We start from the raw sequence: 16,657 nt of genomic DNA, 5'->3' as shown, positions 1-16,657 counted from the left end.
CCGTTCACTCGAAAAGGGCATACTTCTGGACGTGCTGAGCCGTCGATTCCCCTTCCTCGACCATCCGGGCCCGCTGGCCTTCGCCCACCGCGGAGGAGCGGCAGAGGGCGCGGAGAACTCCGCGGCCGCGTTCGAACGGGCGGTCGCGCTCGGCTACACCTACCTGGAGACCGACGCGCACGCCACCTCCGACGGCGTGCTGCTGGCCTTCCACGACCACACGCTCGACCGCGTGACCGACCGGCGCGGCCGCATCTCGGAGCTGCCCTACCGGGAGGTCAAGCGGGCCCGCATCGGCGGCGTGCACGAGATCCCGCTGCTGGAGGACCTGCTCGGCACCTGGCCGGAGATCCGCTTCAACATCGACGTCAAGGAGGCGGCCGCCATCGCCCCGCTGGCCGAGGCGATCAGGCGCACCGACGCCTACGACCGGATCTGCCTGACCTCGTTCTCCGACGAGCGGCTGGTGCTGGCCAGGGCCGCGCTCGGCAGGGAGGTGTGCTCGGCGCTCGGACCGCGCGCCGTGGCCGCGCTGCGGGCCGCGGCGGCCACCTCGGGCTACGGCCGCCTGCTGGCCCGGCTGTCGCGCGCCGGGGTGCCGTGCGCGCAGGTGCCGGTCGGTTTCCGCGGCCTGCGGGTCACCACCCGCCGCCTCGTCCGTACGGCGCACGCGATCGGCATGCAGGTGCACGTGTGGACGATCAACGACCCCGCCCGCATGGAGCACCTGCTCGACCTGGGCGTGGACGGCATCATGACCGACAACGTCACCGGCCTGCGTGACGTGCTGGAGCGCCGGGGGCTGTGGCACCCCGGCCGGCTGGCCGCCTGACAGCAGCATTCCCCCCATACGCCGCAAGAGGAGCGACCCGACACCATGCCCGTACCCGCACCCCCCGCGGCACTCGACGACTCCCCAGGAGCGCGCCGGCGCGAGCAGCGCGGCTGGTACTTCTACGACTGGGCCAACTCCGCCTTCTACACGGTGGTCATCTCGGTCTTCCTCGGCCCGTACCTCATCCCCGTCGCCAAGACCGCGGCCTGCGCCAAGGACTTCCCGTCCGTGGAGCCCGGCAGGTGCGTCGACACCTTCGACCAGCTCGCCGCCGCCGGCCCTGGTCTCGGGTACGTGGACGTGCTGGGCGCCGACATCAGGCCGGCCGCGTACTTCGGGCTGGTCACCACGGTCGCGGTGTTCCTGCAGATCGTGATCCTGCCGGTCGTGGGCGCGCTGGCCGACCACACCGGCCGCAAGAAGGAGATGCTCGGCATCTTCGCCTACGCCGGGGCGCTGGCCGCGATGGGCCTGTTCTTCGTCGAGGGCGACCGCTACCTGCTGGGCGGCGTGCTGTTCATCCTGGCGAACCTGGCCTACGGCGCCTCCATCGTGGTCTACGACTCGTTCCTGCCGCAGATCTCCACGCCCGAGGAGCGCGACGGGGTGTCCTCGCGCGGCTGGGCCATCGGCTACCTCGGCGGCGGCCTGCTGCTGGCCCTCAACCTGGTGCTGTACCTGCAGTACGAGAGCCTGGGGCTGACCCAGGGCATGGCGGTGCGCATCTGCATGATGTCGGCGGGCCTGTGGTGGGCCACGTTCACGATCGTCCCGCTGCTGCGGCTGCGCAACCGGCCCGTGCCGGCGCACGAGACGACGGCGCTGCGCTCGGTCGGCGGCAGCTTCCGCCAGCTCGGCCGCACCCTGTCCGAGCTGCGCCGCTACCCGCTGACGCTGCTGTTCCTGGTGGCCTACCTGGTCTACAACGACGGCGTGCAGACGGTCATCGGCAACAGCGCGGCCTTCGCCTCGGAGGCGCTCAAGCTGCCCCAGGAGGTGCAGATCACGGCGATCCTGATGGTGCAGTTCGTGGCGTTCTTCGGGGCGCTGCTGCTCGGGCGGCTGGCGCGCGGTTTCGGCACGAAGCGTACGGTGCTGGCGAGCCTGGTGTTGTGGACGGCGATCGTGGCGATGGCCATGTTCGTGGCCGAGGGGCAGGCGCTGCAGTTCTACCTGATGGCGTTCGCGATCGCGATCGTGCTGGGCGGCACGCAGGCGCTGTCGCGCTCGCTGTTCTCGCAGGTGATCCCAAAGGGGCGGGAGGCCGAGTACTTCAGCCTGCTGCAGATCAGCGACAAGGGCTCGGCATTCATCGGCTCGCTGACGATCACGCTCGCCCTGCAGTTCACCAACAGCTACCGCATCGCGATCCTGTCGATGGTCGTCTTCTTCGTGATCGGCTTCATCCTGCTGGCCATGACGAACCTGCCCAAGGCCATCCGCGCGGCCGGCAACGAGGTGCCCGCCCGCGTCTGACCCCCGCGTCTGACCCCCGCGTCTGACCCCCGCGTCTGACCCCCGCGTCTGACCCCGGCGGCGTGCCTAGGCCCCCGCCGCCAGCACCATCGTGCCGGGCCCCTGGGCCGCTCCGGGCCCGGCCACGGCCGTCACCGTGTCCGCCGTGGCCTCGCCGCCGCAGTGCGGGCACGTGACGACGGGCGTGAACCGCTCGCCGCACGAGTGCACGAGCAGCGCGGGCGGCCCCCCGGGCGGCGTGGCCCAGCGGTCGCCCCAGGCCATCAGCGTCATCAGGGCGGGCACGATGTCGCGCCCTGCCTGCGTCAGCACGTACTCGTGGCGCGGCGGCCGCTCCTGGTAGCGCCGCTTCTCCACCACCCCGGCCGCGACCAGGTGCTCCAGCCTGCGGGTCAGCAGGTTGCGCGAGATTCCCAGGTCCTGCGCCAGGTCGTCGAACCTGCGCAGGCCCAGGAACAGGTCCCGCAGGATCAGCGGCGTCCAGGGCTCGCCGATGACGCCGACGGCCTGAGCGATGGAGCAGTGCATCTCACCGAACCTGTTCATGGACCCAGGATAGTGGGTTGATAAAGTGAACCCATGACAGTTCACATTCAGGACTCACCCGCGGCCGCGTACCGCCGGGCCGGCGAGGCGCACGACCTCGACGCGCTCGCCGCCACCCTGTCCGAGGACGTCGTCTTCCACTCGCCACTGTCCGCCACGGCCGAGTTCCGCGGCAAGGAGCAGGCGCTCGAACTGTTCTCCGTCGTCTTCGGCGTCCTGTCGGACCTGCGTTACCACACCGACGTGGGCGACGACCGGACGCGCGCGCTCACCTCGACCGCGCGGCTGGGCGGCAGGGAGATCCACGAGGCCGCCGTCGCCGAGTTCGGCGAGGACGGGCTCATCAGGGACCTCACCCTGTGGATCCGGCCGCTGCCGGCGCTGACCGCGATGATGGCCGCGCTCGGCCCCGGGCTGGCCAGGGCCGCGGGCAGGCCGGCCGTGTCCGTGCTGGTCGCGGCGGCGGTCAAGCCGCTGGCCGCGATGACCGCGCTGGGCGACAGGACCCTCGTCCCGCTCGTGACCCGCTCCCGCCGGGAGGGCGCCCGGCCGAAGAGGGGGCACCGCTCTTGACACCGGGCTCCCGCGCCGGCCGGCCACCGTCAGTGCGCCGTGTCACCGGCTCCTGAGGGCTCCCGTGCGGGCCGGCGCCACACGCGCCGGGCCGCCACGGCCAGCATGGCCGCTCCGGCCAGGGCGAGCAGGGTGGTGAACAGCCACTCCCCCGAGCCGTCCGGACCGTAGACGCGGCTCGCCCGCCCCGTGTCCACGGCGTGGATGCTCCGCCCGGCGGCGAGCGTGCCGCGGTCGCTGCCGTACAGCTCGACGTCGCGCCGCAGCACCCGCCCGTCGCCGGAGGTGAAGTCCCCCGCCCAGACGCAGGACTCGTGCCCGGGATGCTGGATGCACCGCAGCTCCCCGGCGGTGAACACGCCGCTCACCCCGTCGGCCCGCGCGGCCTTGATGGTGGGGCCCAGCTCCGGGACCGACCAGAACAGCAGCAGCAGCCCCAGCGCGGCCAGCGCCACCGTGAACGCGCTCAAGCGCCGCTCGACCCGCATGGCCTAGTGCGCGACCGCGCAGGTGCAGGTGGCCCCGGCGTGCGACCCGGCCCGGCGGTGCAGCAGCATCGCCACCACCATCGGCGCGAAGACGATCGCGTTGTAGAACAGGTGCAGCTCCATCCTGGGCCAGACCAGCTGCAGGACGCTCGTCGGCACCGGACGGCCCATCAGGTACAGGCCGCTGAGCTTCTGCAGGAGCAGCAGCAGATGCTCCATGTGGTGCCACACCTGGATGCCGAGGGAGATGTTCCACCACGTACGCGAGCTGCCGGTGAAGCCCTTGCGCAGCAGCACCAGGCCGATGAGCATGAGCAGCGCGTAGCCGTAGTGCATCCACTCGGAGGTCACCAGCCACGGGAACGGCATGCCGAGCACGCCCCTGGCCTCGGCCAGCGGCCACCCCCACGCGTAGACCTGCACGGCCTGGACCAGATGCTCCGCCCAGTGCGCCACCACGATGATCATGAAGATCGTGAGCGCGGCCCTGTGGTGGCGCCCGTTGAGCGTGGAAACGCTGATCGCCGTCGTCGTCGCCATTCGTCACCTCCTGTTTCTCGTCGCGATGACGCTGCCGCCCGGGGCCATCGTGACTCCGGTGCACATCGCGGGCAAATGATCTCCATCCGCACTGGGAACCCGCTTGCAAACGGCTTAACGGCCGCACCGGCACGGACTCCGGGGAACAGGTCGCCGCCCTCGAAGTTGATCGTTACGCTGCTGACTCCGGCGACGAAGAGGGGCAGCCCGCATGGGTCTGGAGATCGGATACCTCGGTCCGTGGGAGATCGCGACGGACGATCACGTGATCAAACTGGCGGGGCAGCGGCGGATCGGGGTCCTGGCCAGGCTCGCCGTGGACGCGGGCAAGGCCGTGCACACCGACCGCATCCTCGCCGACGTGTGGGCGCACAGCTCGGCGGCGACCGCGGCCAAGCAGCTGCACATCGTGATCTCCAAGCTGCGCGAGACGCTGGCCGCCCACTGCGGCGAGGACCTCATCGAGACCTTGCCCGGCGCCTACCGTCTCGCCCTCGACCGCGACCGCGTCGACGCGCACCTGTTCACCCGGCTGGCCCTGCGGGCGCGCGCCGCCCGCGCGCAGGACGCGGCGGCGACCGCCGACGCGCTGTTCCGCCAGGCGCTCGCGCTGTGGCGGGGGCCTGTGCTGGCAGAGGTGGACGCGCCGTGGGCCAGGATCGAGGCCGGCAGGCTGGCGGAGGAGCGGCTGTCCGTCCTGGAGGAGCACATCGACTTACGGCTCACCGCCGGGGATCATCACGCCGTGGCCCGCGAGCTCGCCGCGCACGTCAAGGCGCACCCGCTGCGCGAGCGGCCCGCCATCCAGCTCATGCTCGCCCTGCACCGCGACGCGCGATCCGCCGAGGCGCTGGCCGTCTACCAGGACACCCGCCGCGCCATGGTGACGGAGCTGGGCATCGAGCCCGGCAACGAGCTGCGCCGCCTCCACCAGGCCATCCTCGCCCGCGACCCGGCGCTCGACCTCGGCACCCCCGCCCAGCGCGGCACGCTGGCCGAGCCGGTCGTGCCCGCCGAGCTGCCCGCCGGCACGCAGGCGTTCACCGCCAGGGCCGCCGAGGTCGAGCGGCTGCGGGCCGCTCTCGTCACCGGCGGCGGTCCCACGATCACGGTCATCGACGGTCCCGGCGGCATCGGCAAGTCGACGCTCGCCGTCCACGTCGCGCACGCGGTCAGCGGCCGCTTCACCGACGGCGTCGTCTACGTCAACCTGCACGGCGCCACCGCCGGGCTCGCCCCGCTGACGCCCGCCGAAGCGCTGCGCCACCTGCTGCGCTCGCTCGGCCTCGACGGCACCGCCGTGCCCGCCGACCCGGGTGAGGCCGCCGCCCGCTACCGCTCGCTCACCGCGGCCGGCAACCTGCTGGTGATCCTCGACAACGCCCGCGACGTGCGCCAGGTCCGCCCGCTCATCCCGGGCGGGGCGGGCTGCCGGGTCCTCATCACCAGCCGCGACCCGCTCTCCGTCCTGGACAACGCCCACCACCTGCACCTGGGCACGCTCACCGACGAGGACGCGACCGCGCTGCTCACCCGCGTCGTCGGCGCCGGCCGGGTAGGCGCGGAGCCGGAGGCGACGGCGGAGATCGTCCGGCTCTGCGGCGGCTTCCCGCTCGCGCTCCGGATCGCGGGCGCCCGGCTGGCGGCCCACCCCGGCCGGGCGATCTCCGACCTGGCCGTCCGGCTCGCCGACGCCACCCGCCGCCTGGACCTGCTGGAGTACGCCGACCTGGCCGTACGCGCCGGCATCGCGGTCAGCCACCAGCACCTGCGCGAGGAGCCGGCCGGACGGGACGCCGCGCACCTCCTGGCCCTGCTCGGCCTGCTCGAACTGCCCACGCACACCCCCGCCGCCACCGCCGCCCTGGCGGGCTGGCCGGAACACCGCGCAGAGGCCGCGCTGGAACGCCTCCTGGACGCCCGGCTCCTCGAACCCGCCGGGCCCGATCGGTACCAGCTCCACGACCTGGTCCGCCTCTACGCCAGGGAACAGGGACTCGCCGCGCCGGAGCGGGGGGCCGCGATCCGGCGTGCGCTGCACCACTACCTGGCCACGGCCGTGCAGGCCGAAGAGCTGGTGGGCAGCACCAAGGGAAACTTCGACCGCTACCTCGCCGAGCAGCCCGGGGAGGAGCTCACCACCGTGGCGGCCGCCAACGAGTGGGTCGAGCGTGAACGGGACAACCTGCTGGCGGCGGTCCGCCAGGCGGCCGGCGACTCCGCCGATGGCACGGCGGCCGATCTCGCGAACGTCACCCAGTGGCTGTTCGACCGGCGGGGCTGGTTCTCCGAGCTGATCGAGGTGAGCGAGCTGGCCTTGCGCGGCGCCGAGAAGATGGCGGACTGGCAGGGCAAGGCCTACCTGCACCAGGGGCTCGCCTCCGTTCACGCTCAGCTCGGCCGCTTCCCGGAAGCCCTGCGCGAGCTGGAGGCGGGGCTGGCCTGCTGGGACCTGGCCGGACAGCCGGACCGCAAGGCGGGGATACTCAACGACCTCGGGACCGTCCACACCATGATGGGCCACCACGACGACGCCCTGGCCGCGCTGGAGCGCGCGCTCGCGATCACCTTTCGCACCGGCCGCAGGGCCCACGAGTCCTTCGTCCGCAACAACCTGGTCCACGTCTACTACCGTCAGGGGAGATTCGAGGAAGCCGTCGAGGAGGCACGGCACGTCCTGGCCATGACGGAGGAGCTGGACGACGCCGGGAGCCTCGGCATCGCCCACGACACCCTGGGCGACGCCTACCGAGCCGGCGGCATGCTCGAGGAGGCCGTGGAGCACTACCGCCACGCCGTCAGGCTCCAGCGGGAGACGGGCTACACGCTCTACACCGCCGTCTCCTCCTGGTGGCTCGGCCGCGCCCTGCACGACCTCGGGCGGCCGGAGGAGGCCCGGGCCTCCTGGCGGGAGTCGCTCGGCCTGCTCCGCGAGGCCCGCCTGCTGACCGCCGCCGAGGTGACGGCCTACCTCGCGCAGCCCGTCCCGGACACGCCGGAGCCCATCAGGAACCAGCTCTGAGCCCTCACCGGTAGGCGGAGGCCTGCAGATCGTACAGGTGGGCGTAACGGCCGCCGAGGGCGACGAGCTCGGCGTGCGTGCCGCACTCGATGATCCGGCCGCCGTCCAGCACGACGATCAGGTCGGCCATCCTGATGGTGGCGAACCGGTGCGAGACCAGCAGCGTGATCCCGCCGGTGGCCTCCTGCCACTCCCTGGCCGCCTGCGCGTACCGCTGGTAGACCTCGTACTCGCTGGCGGCGTCCAGCGCGGCCGTCGGCTCGTCGAGCACGGCGAGCAGCGGCGTGGCCCGCATGAACGCCCGCGACAGGGCGATCTTCTGCCACTGCCCGCCGGACAGCTCGACGCCGTCGCCGAGCGCCTTGCCGAGGCGGGTCTCGCCGCCCTCGGGCAGGCGGGCGAAGACCTGGGCGGCGCCGCCCTTCTCGGCGGCCCGCTCGATCTCACCCATCCTGGGCAGGTCGCCCACGCCGACTGCCTCGCGGGCCAGGAACGGGAACCGGCTGAAGTCCTGGAACGCCGAGGTCACGCGTTCCCGCCAGGCCTCGGGGTCGAGCTCGCCGAGAGGCGTGCCGTCCACGGTGAGGGTGCCGGCGGCCGGCCGGTAGAACCCGCACAGCAGCTTGACCAGCGTCGTCTTCCCGCTGCCGTGGTCGCCGACGAGCGCCACCGTGGAACCGGCCGGCAGGTGCAGGTCGATGCCGCGCAGCACGGGCGGGCCGCCGTAGGAGAAGTCCACGCCGGCCAGGGTGATGCCGTCGCTCAGCCGGTCGGGCGGGCGGAGCGTGCCGCCGCCGCTCGCGGCGTGCAGGTCGCGCAGCCACAGGTAGTGGCCGGTCATCGTCAGGCCGCGGCCGGCGCGGGTGAGCGCGTGGGTGAGCAGGTCGAGCTGGCCCCTGATCTGGCCGCCGAGCGTGGCCACCAGCAGCAGCGCGCCGGGGCTGACCGTGCCGGCCAGCGCCAGCCGGGAGGTGAGCAGCAACGCGCCGAGGAAGGCGGCCACGAAGACGAGCGAGCCGGCCAGGGTGAGGCCGCCGACGGCGAGCGTGGCGCGCCCGAGGATCGCGGCGCGCTCCTCGCGCAGGCGGCGCGCGATGCCGGCGGCGTACCCGCCGGAGGTGCCGAGCCGCAGCTCCTTGGCCGAGTTCGCCTCGGTGATCAGCGTGAACAGGTGCTGCTCGGCCCGGTTGTGCTCGGTGGTCCGCGCCCTGGCCGCCTCGGTCCTGCGCGAGGTGGTACGGGTGAGCAGGATCGACGGCACGGCGAACAGCGGCAGCGCGAGCAGCACCGGATGCACCCCGGCCAGCAGGACCGTGGTGATGACCAGCCAGAGCCCGCTCTGCACCACGCTCAGGCAGGCCAGCCCGAAGCTGACGGTGCGCGGGCCGAGGCCGCGGATCTGCTCGATGCGCCGCAGCGACTCGGTGTGCTCCAGGTGCGCGGTGGTCGGCAGGGTCGCGCACCATCGCGTGGTCCGCCGGCTCAGCACCGTGCCGACCTCGTTCGCCACCAGGCCGGTCTGCACCTGGATGACGCGGCTGCCCGCCAGGACGAACGCCCCCGCCGTCGCCGCGCAGATCGCCCCGCCGACGATGGCCGGCCGGTCCCCGGCGAGCACGCCGTCCACGATCCACTGCAGGCCGAGCGCGGTCAGCCCGGGCGTGATCGCGCCCAGCGGGGTCAGGACGAGCAGCAGCCAGGTGCGGCCGGGCTGGTGGCGCAGGCACTCGCCCAGCAGGGTACGGATCTCGGCGAACCTCATGTGCTCTCCTTGAACTGCCGGGCCTGCAGGTCGAACATCCGCGCGTACTCCCCGCCGGCGGCGAGCAGGTCGTCGTGCGTGCCCTCCTCGGTGATCCGGCCGCCGGACAGCACGACGATCCGGTCCGCCTGGCGCACGGTGGAGAACCGGTGGGAGATCAGGACGACGGCCGCCCGGCCGCGCACCTGGCGGATGCGGGTGAAGGCGTCCAGCTCGGCCTCGATGTCGAGGTTGGCGGTCGGCTCGTCCAGGACGAGCAGCCGCGCCCCGCACGCGGCCGCCAGCGCCGCCCTGGCCAGCGCGATCTTCTGCCACTGGCCGCCGGACAGGTCGCCGCCGCTGTCGTACTTGGGCGAGAGCACCGTCTCCCAGCCCCTGGGCAGCCGCTCGATCAGCCCGGTCGCGTCCACCGCGGCGGCGGCCGCCTCGACCTGCTCCCGCGTCGCCTCCGGCGCGGCGATCCTGACGTTGTCGTAGGCGCTCAGCTCGTACCGGTTGAAGTCCTGGTAGACCGCGTACGCCGTGGGCTCGGTGACGACGGTGCCGCTGTCCGGGCGGTACTGGCCGGTGAGGAGCTTGGCCAGGGTCGTCTTGCCCGCGCCGTTCACGCCCACGACCGCGATCACCTCGCCTGGCCGGAGGGTCAGCGTGACGCCCTTCAGCACGGGCGCCTCCCCGTACCCGAAGCGCACGTCCCGCAGAGCGATCTCTCCCGTGCCGTCAGGTGCGGGCGGCGGTTCCAGGGCCGGGGCGAGCGCGCGGATCCTGGTGACCGCGTCCACGGCGGGCGCCGCGACCTCGACCATGTCCTCGTCCTGGGTCGACATGGAGATGACGAACATGGCGGAGACCGCGCCGATCGTGGCGGCGATCCGGCCGACCGACACCTCTCCGGAGGCGGCGACCGCCACGTACACCACCGACGCGGTCACCGCCCAGCCGAGGAAGACCGACAGCTCCCGCCGGAGCAGGGCCACCCGCGCCTCGGTGACCCGGCGGACGGCGCCGGCGATGTTCTCCTCCGCGTGCCGCTCCAGCCAGCCGGTCAGCCCGAAGATCCGGACCTCCTTGGCGTCCCGGCTGTCGGACAGCATCTCCGACCACACGCGCCCGCGCAGGGCGGCCGGCATGGTGCCCGATACCACGGCGAAGAACCCCCGCCACCTGCGGGCCCGGAAGCGGCCCAGCAGCAGCGCCGCCGCGGCCGTCGCCGGGCCCCACCACCACACGACGGAGGAGAGCACCAGCATCGCCGTCACCAGCCCCACCATGGTCAGCCCGGCTCTGAACCGGCCCACCGCCGCCGCCCCGATGCCCTCGTCGGTCCAGGTCAGCAGCGGCGAGCGCATGGTGGTCAGCTCGTCCTGGAGCGCAACGTCCTCCACCCGGTCCAGGGTCGGCAGCGCGAGCACGCGGGCGGTCAGCTCCTCGCGGACCGCCGCGTCGATCCGCCGCCCCGCCCGCTCGGCGAGCGGCCGGCTCGTCGCCCGCAGCACGTTGCCGGTGACCAGCAGCGCGCCGAGCAGCGCCAGCATGGGGCCGACGCCGCCCAGCCCGCCACCCAGCCCGCCACCCAGCCCGCCGCCCGGCCCGCCGTCCTGCCGGGCCGGGCCCGCGGTGACGCCGTGCGCCAGGCGGCCCACCAGCTCGCCGGTCACCAGGGCCACCGCGGTGGGCTCGATCAGGAGGAACAGTTCGAGCAGGGACAGGGCCGCCAGCCACGGCCCGCCGGCCAGCACGAGGAAGCCCAGGAAGCGTCGTCGGGAGGGTGAGCGCACGGGAACGCACCCTACCGGCAAGATCATGCCGCCTAGCCGTAGACGCCGAACTCCCAGAGCGAGTAGCCGTAGGCGGTGCCGCGCTGGGTGAGGTTCAGGCGGGCGTAGCGGGCGGAGGTGTCCAGGGCGATCTCGTCGAAGCCGCCGTCACCCGTGGTGGTGGTGTGGGCGGAGGTCCAGTCCGTGCCGTTCAGCGAGGTCGCCCGCGGCAGGAAGCGGATCGTGACGATCTCGGGGCCGCTGGACGTGCCGGCGAGCCAGGCCCGCCTGGCCGGCTTCCGCGACGCGATGGCCGCCCACGGCCACCCGTTCGTGCCCTGCGCCGAGGGCGGCTTCACCTACCACAGCGGCGAGCAGGCCATGGAACGCCTGCTGGCCGACCACCCCGGCCTCGACGGCGTCTTCGTGGCCAACGACCTGATGGCGCAGGGGGCCCTGCTGGTGCTGCGGCACCACGGCCGCGTGGTGCCGGACGACGTGGCGGTGGTCGGCTTCGACGACAGCAGCGCGGCTACCGCGTGCCGGCCCGCGCTGACGACCATACGCCATCCGGTGGAGGACATGGCGGCGGAGCTGGCCCGGCTGCTGCTGGAGCACATCGGGCAGCCGGAGCACCGCCCCACCTCGATCATCTTCGAGCCGTCCCTGGTGATCCGCGACTCCTCATGACGGCTCGCCCGCGCTCCCCTTACCCGGACGCCGCCGCCCTTGCGTTCTCCTCCCGAGGGTGCCCGGCCGGAGGCGTGATCAGGGGGGTGCGATCAGGGGCGGGTGCGATCAGGGGCGGGGCGATGGTGCGGTGACGCGGCGGCGCAGCCGGGCCAGGGCCAGCCCGCCGACGGCCACGGCGCCCAGCCCCACCACCAGGGCGAGGTAGCCGCCGACGATGCCGTACCCGGTGCCGGGACCGCCTTCGGCGGCGGCCACGACCCACCCGCCGATGACCGCACCGACCGCCCCCGTCACCAGGGCCGTGACGGCCCCCTTGCGCGCGGCGCCACCGCCCGCACGACCCGCGCCGGAACGGACCAGGGCGAATCCACCGGCGACCACGCCGACGAGCCCCACCAGCGCGGCCACCACGGACCACAGGCGCCCGGTGGTCAGGCTGTAGGCGCTGACGGGATCCGGCTGGGCCAGGACATGCGCGGCGAGCAGATGTCGAACTGACATGGGGTGTTCCTCCTCCGACTGGACGTGACCCCGATGATGTCCGCCGGACCGGCCGCCGGTCGTCCGGCCCAGGAAGGCATTCCGCGCTGCCATGGGAGCAGCAGTGGCCTACCACGAACGCGGCAGAACCGGCCCCGGTACCCCAGCCGCGGTAGCGAGCCGCCCGTCATCACACAGGATCGACCCCAGCACCGCCGCCACGGAACCGGCCACTCGTCTTCACGCGGGAGCGGCTCCGTCACCAGGGCCGCGGAGCCAGCCGCCCGGCTCCACGCGGGAGCGACACCGTCACCAAGGCCGCAAAGGCGAGCCAATCACCTTCACACAGGAACAACACCCTTACCACGGCCCCGAAGGCGAGCCGATCACCTTCGTGCAGAGCGACACCGATACCGCGGTCGCGGTAGCGGGCCGATCGTCCCCTCGCAGGATTCGTCCCGCGCGGGTATCCCGCTAGGGTGCGCGCATGGGTGCAGGACGGTCCGGGGTGCGGGCCGATGTCTTCGACTGGGCGATCGCCGCCTGCGTGGCGGCGGCGCTGCTGGTCACCGGGCTGTCCGGGCCGCCTTCCACGACGGGCCTCGGCCTGCTCGGGTACGCGTTGCTGGCCGGCGGCGGCCTGGCGCTCGCCGTGCGGCGGCGGGCTCCGGTGGTCGTCCTGGCCGTCACCGGGCTGTGCGCGGTGGGTTACCAGGCGGCCGGTTTCGACGTGCCCGCGGTGGCGTACCTGTTCGCGGTGTACGCCGCCGTACGGGCGGGACACCGCGCGGCCACGGTGGCGGCGAGCGTGATCGTGCTGGCCGCTCTCCCCCTGGCGGCCATGGCCGCCGGCCTGCACGACACGGGAGAGGCCTTCGCGCAGGCCAGGGGTGCCCTGGAGCTGGCCTGGCTGGTGGCGGCCGGCGCCGCGGGAGAGGCGCTGCGGCAGGCGGAGCGGCGGGCGGAGGAGGCCGAGCGCACGAAGGAGGAGACGGCCCGGCGCCGCGCGGACGAGGAGCGGCTGCGCATCGCGCGGGAGCTACACGACTCGCTCACCCACCAGATCTCGATCATCAAGGTGCAGGCCGAGGTCGCCGTGCACGTGGCCCGCAGGCGCGGGGAACAGGTCCCGGAGGCCCTGCTGGCGATCCAGGAGGCGGGACGGGAGGCGACCCGGGAGCTGCGCGCCACCCTGGAGGCCCTGCGCGAGGACGATACGAGCCCGCCACGCGGGCTGGACCACGTCGCCGAGCTGGTGGAACGCGCCCGCACGACCGGCCTGGACGCGACGCTGACGTTCGAAGGGCAACGGCAGCCGGTGCCGGCCGCGGTGAGCCGCACCGTCTACCGGATCGTCCAGGAGTCGCTCACCAACGTCGCCCGGCATGCCGCCGCCGCGACCGTGTCGGTGCGGATCGACTGCCGCCCGGACGTGCTGGCGATCCGCATCGACGACGACGGCCAGGCCACCCCGGACACCGTACCTGCGCCGGGCGTCGGGCTGACCGGGATGCGCGAGCGCGTCACCGCGCTCGGCGGCCGGCTGCGCGCGGAGCCGCGGGGCGAGGGCGGCTTCACCGTCCAGGCCGAGCTGCCGGTGAACCAGGCGTCATGATCCGTGTCCTGCTGGTGGACGACCAGCCGCTCCTGCGCAGCGGGTTCCGCGCGCTGCTCGACCTCGAGGACGACATCGAGGTGGTGGCCGAGGCCGGCGACGGGCTGGAGGGCCTGGCCCTGGCCAGGCTGCACCTGCCCGACATCGCGCTCATCGACATCCAGATGCCGGTGGTCGACGGCATCGAGGCGACCCGGCGCATCGCCGCGGACCCGGCTCTGGCCGGGGTGCACGTCGTCATCCTGACCAACTACGGCTTCGACGAGTACGTCTTCGACGCGCTGCGCGCCGGCGCGGCGGGGTTCCTCGTCAAGGACATCGTGCCCGAGGATTTCCTGCACGCGGTGCGCGTCGCCGCCCGCGGGGACGCGCTGCTCGCCCCGTCGATCACCCGCAGGCTCATCGACAGGTACGTCACCCAGCCGCGCCGGACCGCCACCGGGCCGGGCCTGGAGGAGCTGACCAACCGTGAGCGAGAGGCCGTGGTCCTCGTGGCGCGCGGCCTGTCCAACGACGAGATCGCCGACCACATGGTGATCAGCCCGCTGACCGCGAAGACCCACGTCAACCGGGCCATGGCCAAGCTCCACGCCCGGGACCGCGCTCAGCTCGTCATCCTGGCCTACGAGTCCGGCCTCGTATCCCCCGGCGGCTCCTGACCCTGATACATCAAATCCGTTTGATGTATCATCGGGCGCATGGTGAGCTCACCTCCAGCCACCCCCGCCTTCCTCCAGCTGGCCGCCCACCCCCTGCGGTGGCGGCTGCTGAGCGAGCTGGCCTCGAGCGACTACCGGGTCCGGGAGCTCGTCGAGCTGGTCGGCCAGCCGCAGAACCTGGTCTCCTATCACCTGCGGCTGCTGCGCGACGGCGGGCTGGTCACCGCCCGGCGCAGCACCTACGACGCCCGCGACAGCTACTACCACCTCGACCTGGAACGCTGCGCCCACGCCCTGGCCACCACCGGCACCGCCCTCCACCCCGCGCTACGCCTGCCCCCGACCCCGCCCCCACCCGCGCACGCACCGCACTCCGTCCCGGCCTCACCACCGGCCGTGCGCCGTCCCCGCGTGCTGTTCGCCTGTACGGGCAACAGCGCCCGCTCACCGATCGCCGAAGCCCTGCTGCGCCACCGCACCGGCGGCAACGTGGAGGCGATCAGCGCAGGCAGCCATCCCAGGCAGCGGCTGCACCCCGACGCCGTCGCCGTCCTGCACGAGCACTACGGCATCGACGTGCGGGACCAGCGCCCCCGGCACCTGGACACGGTGTCCGGCCGCCGGTTCGACTACGTGGTCAGCCTCTGCGACAGGGTCCGCGAGGTCATCCCCGACTTCCCCGGCAGCCCTCGCCACGTCCACTGGAGCATCCCCGACCCCGCCACGGCCGGCACCGGCGCAGACTCCGGCTCCGGCGGCACCGCCGGTCTCGCCAGCACCAGCGGTCTCGCCAGTACCGCCGCTGAGATCGACACCCGCATCCACTACCTGCTGCCCGTCCTGATGCCACAGGAGGCTCAGTCATGACCGCACCCGACCAGTTCGCCAGCGTGCGTTACCTCGTCGACGACGTGGCTGCCGCCGTCGGCTTCTACACCACCCACCTCGGCTTCACCCTGCGCCTGGACGCCGCGCCCGCCTTCGCCGACGTCGTACGCGGCCCGCTGCGACTGCTGCTGTCAGGCCCGGCCAGCTCCGGCGCCCGCGCCACGCCCGACGGCACCGCCGCCGGCCGCAACCGCATCCATCTCGTCGTCGACGACCTCGACGCCGAGATCGACCGGCTCCGCGGCGCCGGGCTGTCCTTCCTCGGCGACGCGATCTCCGGCCCCGGCGGCCGTCAGATCCTGCTCACCGACCCGGCCGGCAATCTCGTCGAGCTGTTCCAACCCGCCCGAACCCCCGCCACGACCTGACAACGCATACGACAATTTGCCCGAAATCTGGGTCCAGGGATGTGCGCCGGCGCCAGAACCAGCGCATCACCGCAGGCTGAGCGCCTGAACGCCGATCTTGTGAATACCCGAGGCCTCAAGCGCGATTGGATCACCCCGAGGGTGGGAATCCCATCACGGTACCAAGCGTTAGACACCGTGGGAGACAGACCCCCCACGCAAGGGGGCCCTGTAGGAGGCATTTAAACATGGGCGAGCGCGCGCTTCGTGGCACCCGGCTCGGGGCAACCAGCTACGAGAACGACCGTAACACGGATCTGGCCCCACGCCAGGAGGTGTCTTACACCTGTCCTAAGGGCCATCGCTTCGAGGTTCCGCTTGCCGCCGAGGCTGAGATCCCCGCGACTTGGGAGTGCCGCATGTGCGGCGCGACCGCGGTGCGGGTGGACGGCGAGCAGCCGGAGTCCAAGAAGACCAAGCCCCCACGGACACACTGGGACATGCTTCTGGAGCGGCGGTCCATCGAAGATCTTGAGGAGGTGCTCAACGAGCGGCTCGCGGTATTGCGGGCACAGCGTCGTAAGAGCGCCTGACCTTCTCTCACGGTGAAACCCCCGGGCCCTGCCCGGGGGTTTTTCTTTCCGCCGACTCTCTGACCAAGGGCTGGGCGGCCTCTGACCAAAGGGTGGGTGGCCGCTCCCGCCAGCCAGCCGGCGTCGGCCCGGCGGAGCCGGCTCTCAACGTCAGGCATCAGGGGTCGGGCGGAGCCGGCGCAACGTCAGGGGTGGGCAGCACAGCGCAAGCACATCAGTCCGACGCACAGCGCAAGCACATCCCCCCGACGCGCAGGGCGAGCGCGGTCAAGTCGACGCGCCTGGCGGTCTGAGCGGCCCGCACGGTGTGCGTGTCCCTTACGGCTCGGCGATCCCGTCCACGTGCGGCGCATTGCCACGTACGTCCCACCAGGGCCGTCAGA

At 73.0% G+C, this 16,657-nt stretch carries 18 protein-coding genes; 11 read left to right on the top strand and 7 right to left on the bottom strand.

All coding sequences use genetic code 11. From position 1 onward, the window contains the following. Positions 1-34 precede the first annotated feature (34 nt). The gene (locus AB0I79_RS38470; RefSeq protein ID WP_357884428.1) at positions 35-832 is read left to right on the top strand and encodes a glycerophosphodiester phosphodiesterase family protein; all 798 of its coding nucleotides are present in this window, start codon (positions 35-37) and stop codon (positions 830-832) included. A gap of 45 nt (positions 833-877) precedes the next feature. Further along, positions 878-2,311, top strand: coding sequence for an MFS transporter (locus tag AB0I79_RS38465; RefSeq protein ID WP_357884342.1), 1,434 nt, complete (start codon positions 878-880; stop codon positions 2,309-2,311). 66 nt (positions 2,312-2,377) lie between these two features. On the opposite strand, the gene AB0I79_RS38460 is transcribed toward AB0I79_RS38465, so the two are convergent. Continuing rightward, entirely contained in the window at positions 2,378-2,857 is a 480-nt protein-coding gene (locus AB0I79_RS38460; protein ID WP_357884340.1) for a winged helix-turn-helix transcriptional regulator, read from the bottom strand. Positions 2,858-2,890: 33 nt separating this feature from the next. Between AB0I79_RS38460 and AB0I79_RS38455 the strand changes: the two genes are divergently transcribed. Further along, positions 2,891-3,430 carry a nuclear transport factor 2 family protein gene (locus tag AB0I79_RS38455; protein ID WP_357884338.1) on the top strand — a complete coding sequence of 180 codons (540 nt, stop codon included), beginning with the start codon at positions 2,891-2,893 and terminating at the stop codon, positions 3,428-3,430. Between the two features lie 29 nt (positions 3,431-3,459). On the opposite strand, the gene AB0I79_RS38450 is transcribed toward AB0I79_RS38455, so the two are convergent. Then, the gene (locus AB0I79_RS38450) at positions 3,460-3,900 is read right to left on the bottom strand and encodes a hypothetical protein (protein WP_357884336.1); all 441 of its coding nucleotides are present in this window, start codon (positions 3,898-3,900) and stop codon (positions 3,460-3,462) included. 21 nt (positions 3,901-3,921) lie between these two features. Beyond that, on the bottom strand, positions 3,922-4,386 hold the full coding sequence (locus AB0I79_RS38445; RefSeq protein WP_357884334.1) for a hypothetical protein: 465 nt from the start codon (positions 4,384-4,386) through the stop codon (positions 3,922-3,924). Between AB0I79_RS38445 and AB0I79_RS38440 the strand changes: the two genes are divergently transcribed. Both AB0I79_RS38440 and AB0I79_RS38435 read left to right on the top strand, forming a co-directional pair. Next, on the top strand, positions 4,385-4,537 hold the full coding sequence (locus tag AB0I79_RS38440) for a hypothetical protein (RefSeq protein WP_357884332.1): 153 nt from the start codon (positions 4,385-4,387) through the stop codon (positions 4,535-4,537). The two genes, AB0I79_RS38445 and AB0I79_RS38440, sit on opposite strands and share 2 nt — an antisense overlap. A 132-nt stretch (positions 4,538-4,669) precedes the next feature. Beyond that, entirely contained in the window at positions 4,670-7,480 is a 2,811-nt protein-coding gene (locus AB0I79_RS38435) for a BTAD domain-containing putative transcriptional regulator (protein ID WP_357884330.1), read from the top strand. A gap of 4 nt (positions 7,481-7,484) precedes the next feature. Here the strand turns inward: AB0I79_RS38435 and AB0I79_RS38430 are convergent, their stop codons facing one another. The 3 genes from AB0I79_RS38430 to AB0I79_RS38420 are packed head-to-tail and all read right to left on the bottom strand — an operon-like array spanning position 7,485 to position 11,358. Further along, positions 7,485-9,242, bottom strand: coding sequence for an ABC transporter ATP-binding protein (locus AB0I79_RS38430; protein WP_357884328.1), 1,758 nt, complete (start codon positions 9,240-9,242; stop codon positions 7,485-7,487). Next, complete coding sequence (locus AB0I79_RS38425; RefSeq protein ID WP_357884326.1) at positions 9,239-11,020, bottom strand: ABC transporter ATP-binding protein; 1,782 nt, start codon at positions 11,018-11,020, stop codon at positions 9,239-9,241. The genes AB0I79_RS38430 and AB0I79_RS38425 overlap by 4 nt, the downstream gene beginning before the upstream one ends. A 32-nt stretch (positions 11,021-11,052) precedes the next feature. Next, positions 11,053-11,358, bottom strand: a complete 306-nt coding sequence (locus AB0I79_RS38420) for a hypothetical protein (RefSeq protein ID WP_357884430.1) — start codon at positions 11,356-11,358, stop codon at positions 11,053-11,055. Between AB0I79_RS38420 and AB0I79_RS38415 the strand changes: the two genes are divergently transcribed. Beyond that, positions 11,243-11,689 (top strand): substrate-binding domain-containing protein, encoded by a 447-nt coding sequence (locus AB0I79_RS38415; protein WP_357884426.1) that lies wholly within the window; start codon positions 11,243-11,245, stop codon positions 11,687-11,689. The two genes, AB0I79_RS38420 and AB0I79_RS38415, sit on opposite strands and share 116 nt — an antisense overlap. Positions 11,690-11,797: 108 nt before the next feature. On the opposite strand, the gene AB0I79_RS38410 is transcribed toward AB0I79_RS38415, so the two are convergent. Then, positions 11,798-12,193 carry a DUF6223 family protein gene (locus AB0I79_RS38410; RefSeq protein WP_357884324.1) on the bottom strand — a complete coding sequence of 132 codons (396 nt, stop codon included), beginning with the start codon at positions 12,191-12,193 and terminating at the stop codon, positions 11,798-11,800. 466 nt (positions 12,194-12,659) lie between these two features. On the opposite strand from AB0I79_RS38410, the gene AB0I79_RS38405 reads away from it, so the two are divergent. From AB0I79_RS38405 to AB0I79_RS38385, 5 genes are all read left to right on the top strand, one after another. Next, entirely contained in the window at positions 12,660-13,787 is a 1,128-nt protein-coding gene (locus AB0I79_RS38405) for a sensor histidine kinase (RefSeq protein WP_357884322.1), read from the top strand. After that, positions 13,784-14,446: a response regulator transcription factor gene (locus AB0I79_RS38400; RefSeq protein WP_357884320.1), complete on the top strand. Its 663-nt coding sequence runs from the start codon at positions 13,784-13,786 to the stop codon at positions 14,444-14,446. Before AB0I79_RS38405 ends, AB0I79_RS38400 begins: the two co-directional genes overlap by 4 nt. Before the next feature lie 39 nt (positions 14,447-14,485). Then, on the top strand, positions 14,486-15,313 hold the full coding sequence (locus AB0I79_RS38395) for an ArsR family transcriptional regulator (RefSeq protein ID WP_357884318.1): 828 nt from the start codon (positions 14,486-14,488) through the stop codon (positions 15,311-15,313). Continuing rightward, complete coding sequence (locus tag AB0I79_RS38390) at positions 15,310-15,702, top strand: VOC family protein (protein ID WP_357884316.1); 393 nt, start codon at positions 15,310-15,312, stop codon at positions 15,700-15,702. The genes AB0I79_RS38395 and AB0I79_RS38390 overlap by 4 nt, the downstream gene beginning before the upstream one ends. Before the next feature lie 227 nt (positions 15,703-15,929). Then, positions 15,930-16,274 (top strand): RNA polymerase-binding protein RbpA, encoded by a 345-nt coding sequence (locus AB0I79_RS38385; protein ID WP_043625492.1) that lies wholly within the window; start codon positions 15,930-15,932, stop codon positions 16,272-16,274. Positions 16,275-16,657 lie beyond the last annotated feature (383 nt).

Origin of the sequence: Nonomuraea sp. NPDC050202 (assembly GCF_040656115.1) — a bacterium.
In the GTDB taxonomy this organism is placed as follows: Bacteria; Actinomycetota; Actinomycetes; order Streptosporangiales; family Streptosporangiaceae; genus Nonomuraea.
Note: the sequence above shows the minus strand (reverse complement) of the source record. Positions and strands in the feature narration are given on the sequence as shown.

Excerpts from the sequence above, each read along its gene's own strand:
- AB0I79_RS38460 (WP_357884340.1), bottom strand. The coding sequence starts at position 2,857 with ATGAACAGGTTCGGTGAGATGCACTGCTCCATCGCTCAGGCCGTCGGC.
- AB0I79_RS38390 (WP_357884316.1), top strand. The coding sequence starts at position 15,310 with ATGACCGCACCCGACCAGTTCGCCAGCGTGCGTTACCTCGTCGACGAC.
- AB0I79_RS38400 (WP_357884320.1), top strand. The coding sequence starts at position 13,784 with ATGATCCGTGTCCTGCTGGTGGACGACCAGCCGCTCCTGCGCAGCGGG.
- AB0I79_RS38405 (WP_357884322.1), top strand. The coding sequence starts at position 12,660 with ATGGGTGCAGGACGGTCCGGGGTGCGGGCCGATGTCTTCGACTGGGCG.
- AB0I79_RS38445 (WP_357884334.1), bottom strand. The coding sequence starts at position 4,386 with ATGATCATCGTGGTGGCGCACTGGGCGGAGCATCTGGTCCAGGCCGTG.
- AB0I79_RS38395 (WP_357884318.1), top strand. The coding sequence starts at position 14,486 with ATGGTGAGCTCACCTCCAGCCACCCCCGCCTTCCTCCAGCTGGCCGCC.
- AB0I79_RS38440 (WP_357884332.1), top strand. The coding sequence starts at position 4,385 with ATGAAGATCGTGAGCGCGGCCCTGTGGTGGCGCCCGTTGAGCGTGGAA.
- AB0I79_RS38410 (WP_357884324.1), bottom strand. The coding sequence starts at position 12,193 with ATGTCAGTTCGACATCTGCTCGCCGCGCATGTCCTGGCCCAGCCGGAT.
- AB0I79_RS38435 (WP_357884330.1), top strand. The coding sequence starts at position 4,670 with ATGGGTCTGGAGATCGGATACCTCGGTCCGTGGGAGATCGCGACGGAC.
- AB0I79_RS38385 (WP_043625492.1), top strand. The coding sequence starts at position 15,930 with ATGGGCGAGCGCGCGCTTCGTGGCACCCGGCTCGGGGCAACCAGCTAC.
- AB0I79_RS38465 (WP_357884342.1), top strand. The coding sequence starts at position 878 with ATGCCCGTACCCGCACCCCCCGCGGCACTCGACGACTCCCCAGGAGCG.
- AB0I79_RS38430 (WP_357884328.1), bottom strand. The coding sequence starts at position 9,242 with ATGAGGTTCGCCGAGATCCGTACCCTGCTGGGCGAGTGCCTGCGCCAC.
- AB0I79_RS38455 (WP_357884338.1), top strand. The coding sequence starts at position 2,891 with ATGACAGTTCACATTCAGGACTCACCCGCGGCCGCGTACCGCCGGGCC.